7 protein-coding genes are annotated in these 6,407 nt (G+C 75.4%); 4 read left to right on the forward strand and 3 right to left on the reverse strand.

Annotation, left to right across the window (positions count from 1 at the left end; translation table 11 throughout):
- Nucleotides 1-134: 134 nt before the first annotated feature.
- From SZN_RS34440 to SZN_RS34450, 3 genes are read right to left on the reverse strand one after another with little or no spacing between them, the layout of a single operon-like run.
- Nucleotides 135-758, reverse strand: coding sequence for an Rv1733c family protein (locus SZN_RS34440; RefSeq protein ID WP_007504374.1), 624 nt, complete (start codon nt 756-758; stop codon nt 135-137).
- A gap of 34 nt (nt 759-792) precedes the next feature.
- Entirely contained in the window at nt 793-1,215 is a 423-nt protein-coding gene (locus SZN_RS34445) for a TraR/DksA family transcriptional regulator (RefSeq protein WP_007504376.1), read from the reverse strand.
- Nucleotides 1,216-1,259: 44 nt separating this feature from the next.
- Nucleotides 1,260-1,586 carry a TraR/DksA family transcriptional regulator gene (locus SZN_RS34450; protein WP_007504378.1) on the reverse strand — a complete coding sequence of 109 codons (327 nt, stop codon included), beginning with the start codon at nt 1,584-1,586 and terminating at the stop codon, nt 1,260-1,262.
- 348 nt (nt 1,587-1,934) lie between these two features.
- On the opposite strand from SZN_RS34450, the gene SZN_RS34455 reads away from it, so the two are divergent.
- The 4 genes from SZN_RS34455 to secD all read left to right on the forward strand — a co-directional run bounded on the left by SZN_RS34455 (nt 1,935) and on the right by secD (nt 6,388).
- Nucleotides 1,935-2,888 carry a HAMP domain-containing sensor histidine kinase gene (locus SZN_RS34455; RefSeq protein ID WP_007504380.1) on the forward strand — a complete coding sequence of 318 codons (954 nt, stop codon included), beginning with the start codon at nt 1,935-1,937 and terminating at the stop codon, nt 2,886-2,888.
- Entirely contained in the window at nt 2,885-3,550 is a 666-nt protein-coding gene (locus SZN_RS34460) for a response regulator (RefSeq protein WP_007504382.1), read from the forward strand. Before SZN_RS34455 ends, SZN_RS34460 begins: the two co-directional genes overlap by 4 nt.
- Nucleotides 3,551-3,700: 150 nt before the next feature.
- Entirely contained in the window at nt 3,701-4,090 is a 390-nt protein-coding gene (locus SZN_RS34465) for a hypothetical protein (RefSeq protein WP_007504384.1), read from the forward strand.
- 63 nt (nt 4,091-4,153) lie between these two features.
- Nucleotides 4,154-6,388: a protein translocase subunit SecD gene (gene secD, locus SZN_RS34470; protein WP_007504386.1), complete on the forward strand. Its 2,235-nt coding sequence runs from the start codon at nt 4,154-4,156 to the stop codon at nt 6,386-6,388.
- Nucleotides 6,389-6,407 lie beyond the last annotated feature (19 nt).

Below are 6,407 nucleotides of genomic sequence, written 5' to 3' on the forward strand. Positions count from 1 at the left end.
CGCGCGGCGGTTCACGCGGACCGGCGCCGCGCGGGCGGGCACGGACGCGGCGTCCCGCCGTGCCGGGCGGGTCCGGCGCCTCGGGGGCGCGGCGACAGAGCGCGCCGCCGTCCGGTGCGGTCCCCGGGGACGTCCTACGGCTGGGTGGTCCACCGGGGGGCGGTGCGGGCCCAGGCCGCGTCCCACTGCGCGAGGGTGCGGCGCTCCAGCCGCCGGGTGGCGTAGCGGTAGACGGTGACCGCGACGAGCGGGACGGCGAGGGCAGCCAGGATGACGTAGCCCATGGTGCTGTCGCGCACCTGCTGGCGGCTCAGGGGCGGGCCGGTGATCCTTCCCTCGCCGTCCGCCCAGACCCGGATCTCGCTGCCCGCGGGCAGGCCCGCCTCGGCGTCGGCCTCGCCGGTGTGCGTGCGTCCCTGCGGGTCGGTGAAGCGCACCGTGACGGGGTAGCGGGCCTGCCGGGCCCCGGGGGTCCCCGGTTCGGGGCGGTCGGGGGCGTCGTCGACGAGGACGGCGGTGGTGCGGTGCCGGGTGGTCTCCTCCTCCTGGGCGATCCGCTGGTGGTAGCGGTAGGCGGTGCTTCCCGCCAGGTACATGGCGGCCGGGGTGGCGGTCACCACGGCGACGGCCAGGACCAGCACGATCCATGCCCGTGCGACGTCCGCGGGGCGGCGCAGCGGGTTGGGCGGCCACCGCCACGGCAGCCGGTGGCGCAGGCCGTCCTGGCGTGCCGGGGAAGGGGGCACGGGGCGGGCCATGAGGTCTCCTCTCCCTCGGCGAGGGGGGCGGCGGTCACCGTTCGCCCTCCTTCACCTGCTGGCAGCGGGCGCAGTAACGTGCCTGCGGCACGATCGCCAGGCGCTCGCGGTCGATGGGGCGGCGGCACAGGTGGCAGGCCCCGTAGCGGCCCTGGTCCATGCGTGCCAGGGCGGCCTCGACATCGGCGAGGACCATGCGGGCAGAAGCGGCGAGCGTGAGGTGCACCTCGCCGCGGGCGGTGGCCCGCAGGCCGCGCGCGGGGGCGCGGACCGCCGCCGGGGCCGTGAGCTGGCTGAGCTGCTCGCGGCGGAACAGGCGCTGCTCCAGCAGGCTCTCGCGCAGGGCGGCGAGGTCCTCGCAGGACAGGGCGGCGTCGTGGACCTCGTACGGCAGGACGGCGTCGCGGACTTCGCACGACGGGACCGCGTCGCGGTCCTCGGTGATCTGGTTCACCACTTCACCCCTTCGGGCAGGGCGGGAGACGGGCACGGCGCGGGAGGTCAGAGGGTGTCGCGCCGGCAGGGGACGCAGAACCGCGTGTACGGCAGGATCTCCAGCCGTTCGACCGGGATGGCCGTGGCGCAGTGCGCGCAGATGCCGTAGGTGCCGTCCTGGACGCGGCCGAAGGCGGCGTCGATCTCCTGAAGGACCCGTCGGAGCGTGTCCCTCTGGTCCGTCGTCCCCTGTTCCCCGGCGTCGTGGCCGGCCTCGTCGAGGGCGCGCAACTGCGTGAGGCGGGTGCCGCGTTCGTGCTCCAGGCGCTGCCGGGCCTCCTCGGTCGTCAGGGGTTTGAGCCGGGCGTCGGCCGGCGGGGTGTCGAGCGACATGGGGTGTCCTTTCGTCGGGGGCGTGCGGCGGGGCGCACCGGACGGGTCGGCCGGTGCGGCGGGCGGACCGGTGGACGGCGAACGGGTCCTGACTTCACCGTCGCCGACGCGGCGCCGGAAACCCATCGGGTGCGATACCCATCTGTGGGCCGGTGCGGTCCGTCCGCGGGGGCGGGCGGCGGGGGCGAAATGGGCACTGGCACCCATCGACGCGGCCCGCGGGGGCGGGGAGGCTGGGCGCAGGCCGGTCCGACGCACCGGCCTCGGCATGCGCTCGCAGTACGCGGTGGCCGACGGGAACGACCGGGAGCGGCAGAGCCCCGTCCTGAGGAGGGAGGCGTCATCGCGGTGTCCCTGTTCTGGCGGATCTTCGCTCTCAACGCCGTCGTGCTCGGGACCGCCACGTCGCTGCTGCTGTGGGCTCCGGTCACGGTGTCCGTCCCGGTCCTGCTGACCGAGGCGGTGATCCTGGTGGTCGGCATGTCCGTGATGCTGGTCGCGAACGCGGCCCTGCTGCGGATCGGGCTGGCCCCGCTGGGCCGGCTCACCAGGCTGATGACCACCGTCGACCTGCTGCGGCCCGGTCACCGGCTGCCCGAGCGCGGCCGGGGCGAGACCGCCGAACTGATCAGCACCTTCAACGCCATGCTCGAACGCCTGGAGCACGAGCGGGCGGCGAGCAGCGCGCGGGCGCTGCTCGCCCAGGAGGCCGAGCGGCGGCGGATCGCCCAGGAACTCCACGACGAGGTCGGCCAGAGCATGACCGCGATCCTGCTGGCGCTCAAGCGCGCGGCGGACGAGGCGGCGGAGCCGCTGCGCGGGGAGCTCCGGCAGGCGCAGGAGATCACCCGGGAGAGCCTGGACGAGGTCCGCCGGCTGGTGCGCAGGCTGCGGCCCGGCGTCCTGGAGGACCTCGGTCTGGTCAGCGCCCTGACCTCGCTGACCACGGAGTTCGCCACGCACACCGGGCTGCGGGTGGGGCGGCACTTCGAGGGCGATCTGCCGGCGCTGGACTCGGAGGCCGAACTCGTGCTGTACCGGGTCGCGCAGGAGGCGCTGACCAACGCGGCCCGGCACGCCGAGGCCGCGACGGTGGAGATGAGCCTGCGCCGCGGCGAGGGCACGGTGACGCTGGCCGTCGTGGACGACGGCCGCGGAACGGGCCTCGCGCGCGAGGGCGCGGGCATCCGGGGCATGCGGGAGCGGGCCCTGCTGGTCGGTGCCACGCTCGACGTCGTCTCGCGTCCCCGGGCGGGCACACAGGTCCGGCTGGCGGTGCCGGTGCCGGGAGGGCGGTCATGACCACCGCCGGCACTCCTGTCGTGCGCATCCTCCTCGCCGACGACCACGCGCTGGTGCGCCGCGGGGTGCGGCTCATCCTGGACCGGGAGGCGGACCTCCAGGTCGTGGCGGAGGCCGGGGACGGCGCCGAGGCCGTCGCGGTCGCGCGCGGCCAGGACGTGGACCTGGCCGTGCTGGACATCACGATGCCGCGCATGACGGGTCTTCAGGCGGCGCGTGAACTCGGCGCGCTCAAGCCGGACATGCGGGTGCTGATCCTCACCATGCACGACAACGAGCAGTACTTCTTCCAGGCGCTGCGGGCCGGTGCCAGCGGCTATGTGCTGAAGTCGGTGGCCGACCGCGACCTGGTCACGGCCTGCCGCGCCGCCGTGCGCGACGAGCCCTTCCTCTATCCGGGCGCGGTCACCGCGCTCATCCGCCACTACCTGGACCGGGTCCGGCACGGTGAGGAGCGGCCCGAGCAGGTTCTCACCCCGCGCGAGGAGGAGGTGCTGAAGCTGGTCGCCGAGGGCCATTCCTCCAAGGAGATAGCCGAGTTGCTGTTCATCAGCGTCAAGACGGTCCACCGGCACCGGGCGAACCTGCTGCACAAGCTCGGCCTGCGGGACCGTCTGGAACTCACCCGGTACGCCATCAGGGCCGGCCTCATCGAACCCTGAGCCGCGGCACGCCCCTTGAACGTCCGAGGGCCCGGCCGCCAACTCCCCGGCCGGGCCCTCGGACAGGCCCGTCAGATCACCGCGTCTCAGGAAGCCGGGACGCCCGGAAACCGAGAAGCCGAGAAGCCGAGAAGAGGGGACACGCGGACCGTGGCAGGATCCTCGCGCCGTGTCCCGCACCCGGCGCGCGCCGCCGCGGGCGCGGTGATCGCCGCACTGGCCGCCGTCCTCACCGTGTTCCTGGGCCAACTCCCCTGTGGAGACGTCCCGTTCGGCGGCCCGGCGTCGGTCTCCTCCGCCGTGCACACGGGTACGGCCGTCCACGCGGACGACGGCCGGGGCGACAGCGCCGAGCCGGTCCGCGGCCCGCGCGAGACGCCGGGCGAGCGGCACACGCCGCCCGCGTCCGGCTGCCGCCCGGAGACCGGCGGCACGGCGGCCCGCCCGCGAACTCCCGTGCCGGCGGCGGTTCCTCCCGCCTCGGCGCCCTCCGCGCAGCGGCACCAGGGACGCGCTCCCCCGTTCGTCCGGGGCATGTGACGCGCTCTTCCCTTCCCTTCACCGCGGCCGTCGTCCGGCCGCGGCGTGCCCGCCGGAGATCCCATGACCCGCGCCCCGCGCCTCAGAGGGCTGCTCGCCCTCGCCGTAGTAGCCCTGTCCCTGTTCATCGCCCTCACCGTGCCGGTCCAGCTCGGACTCGATCTGCGCGGCGGCACCCAGATCGTGCTGGAGACCCGTCCCGCCGACGGTGCGCAGGCCGACCCCGAGGCCACCGACCGCACGCTGGAGGTGCTGCGCGAACGGGTCGACGCGCTCGGCGTCGCCGAGCCCACCCTCTCGCGCTCCGGGAGCGACCGGATCGTCGTCGAACTGCCCGGCGTCCAGGACCCCGCGGAGGCCGCGGACGTCCTCGGGCGCACCGCGCAGCTCACGTTCCACCGCGTCCTCGGCACCGCCGGACCCGCGGACGGCTCGGCGCCGCCCGAGGCGAAGCGGCAGCGTCCGCTGGTGCTCCCCGACGAGAGCGGGCAGGCCCTGCGCCTGGACGCGGCGGCCCTCACCGGGGCGGACGTCGGGGAGGCCGCGGCCCGCTTCGACGCCCAGGGCGGCGGCTGGCAGGTCGACGTCGGCTTCGAGGGGGCGGGCGGCGCCGACTGGGCCCGGCTGACCGGCGAGGCGGCCTGCCGTCCCGCCGGGGACCCGGCCCGGCGCATCGCGATCGTGCTGGACGACCGGATCATCTCCTCGCCCCGGATCGACCCCTCCGTGGGCTGCGGTACGGGCATCGGCGGCGACGCCACCCGGATCACCGGCTCGTTCGACGCCGAGGAGGCCGGGGAACTCGCCCTGCTGATCAACGGGGGCGCGCTGCCGGTGCCGGTGGAGAACGTCGAGCAGCGCACGGTGGGCCCGACCCTCGGGGCTCGGGCGATCAGCGCCGGGTTCTGGGCGGCCGTCGTGGGGACCGCGCTGACCGGGGCGTTCATCGTCGTGGTGTACCGGCTGGTGGGCGCCCTGGCCACGCTCGCGCTCGGCTGCTACGGCCTGATCTCCTACGCCGCCCTCGCCGCCCTGGGCGCCACGCTCACCCTGCCGGGCCTGGCCGGGTTCGTGCTGGCGATCGGGATGGCCGTCGACGCCAACGTGCTGGTCTTCGAGCGCGCCCGGGAGGAGTACGCCTCGCGCGGGCGGCCCAGTCCGCGCTCCGCGCTGCACGCGGGGTTCCGGGGCGCCTTCAGCGCGGTCGCCGACTCCAACGTCACCACCCTGATCGCCGCCGCCCTGCTGTTCTTCCTGGCGTCGGGGCCCGTGCGGGGCTTCGGGGTCACGCTGGGGATCGGTGTCCTCGCCTCGATGTTCAGCGCGCTGGTCGTCACCCGCGCGCTGACCGACCGGTTCCTCTCCGCGCGCCCGGTGCGCCGCCGGGCACGGCTGACGGGCGTCGCCCACTCGGGGGCCGTCCGCGACCGTCTGACCCGCGCCGATCCGGACCTGATACGCCGGCCCCGGCGCTGGCTGCTGCTGTCCGCCGCCGCGCTGGCGCTGGCCGGCTCGGGTGTCGCGGTGCGGGGTCTCGACCTCGGTGTGGAGTTCACCGGCGGCCGTCTCATGGAGTACGCGACCTCCTCCTCCGTCGACCCGGACCGCGCCCGCGCCGCCCTCGCCGAGGCCGGTTTCCCGCGGGCCGTGGTCCAGACGTCCGGCGAGGGGCTGCTGACGGTGCGCACGGACCAGGTGACGAACGCGCGGGCGGAGCGGATCACCGAGACGGTCGGCGCGCTGGGCGGTGGCGCCGACAAGCTCCGCGACGAGGCGATCGGCCCGAGCATCGGCGAGGAACTGCGCCGGGGCGCGCTCATCGCGCTCGCCGTCGCCCTCGGTGCCCAGCTGCTGTATCTGTCGGTCCGCTTCCGCCTGCTGTTCGGCACGGCGGCGGTGGCGGCCCTGGCACACGACGTGGTGATCCTGGTCGGGGTGTTCGCCTGGCTCGGCAAGCCCGTCGACGGGGTCTTCCTCGCGGCGCTGCTGACCGTCATCGGCTACTCGGTCAACGACTCGGTGGTGCTGTTCGACCGGCTGCGGGACCTGCTCGGGCGGGATGGCGCGGCCCCCTTCCGGGTGACCGCCAACCGGGCGCTGGTCCAGACCCTGCCCCGCACGGTCAGCACCGGGACGGGCGCGGCGTTCATCCTCACCGCGCTGGCCGTGCTGGGCGGCGGGTCCCTGACGGACTTCGCGCTGGCGCTGCTCATCGGGCTGGCGGTGGGCACGTACTCGTCCATGTTCACGGCGGTTCCGCTGGCGGTCGTCCTGCACGACGGGAAATCACCGCACTGAGTGCACGGCGCTGCACCGG

Source organism: Streptomyces zinciresistens K42, assembly GCF_000225525.1.
Taxonomy (GTDB): domain Bacteria; phylum Actinomycetota; class Actinomycetes; order Streptomycetales; family Streptomycetaceae; genus Streptomyces; species Streptomyces zinciresistens.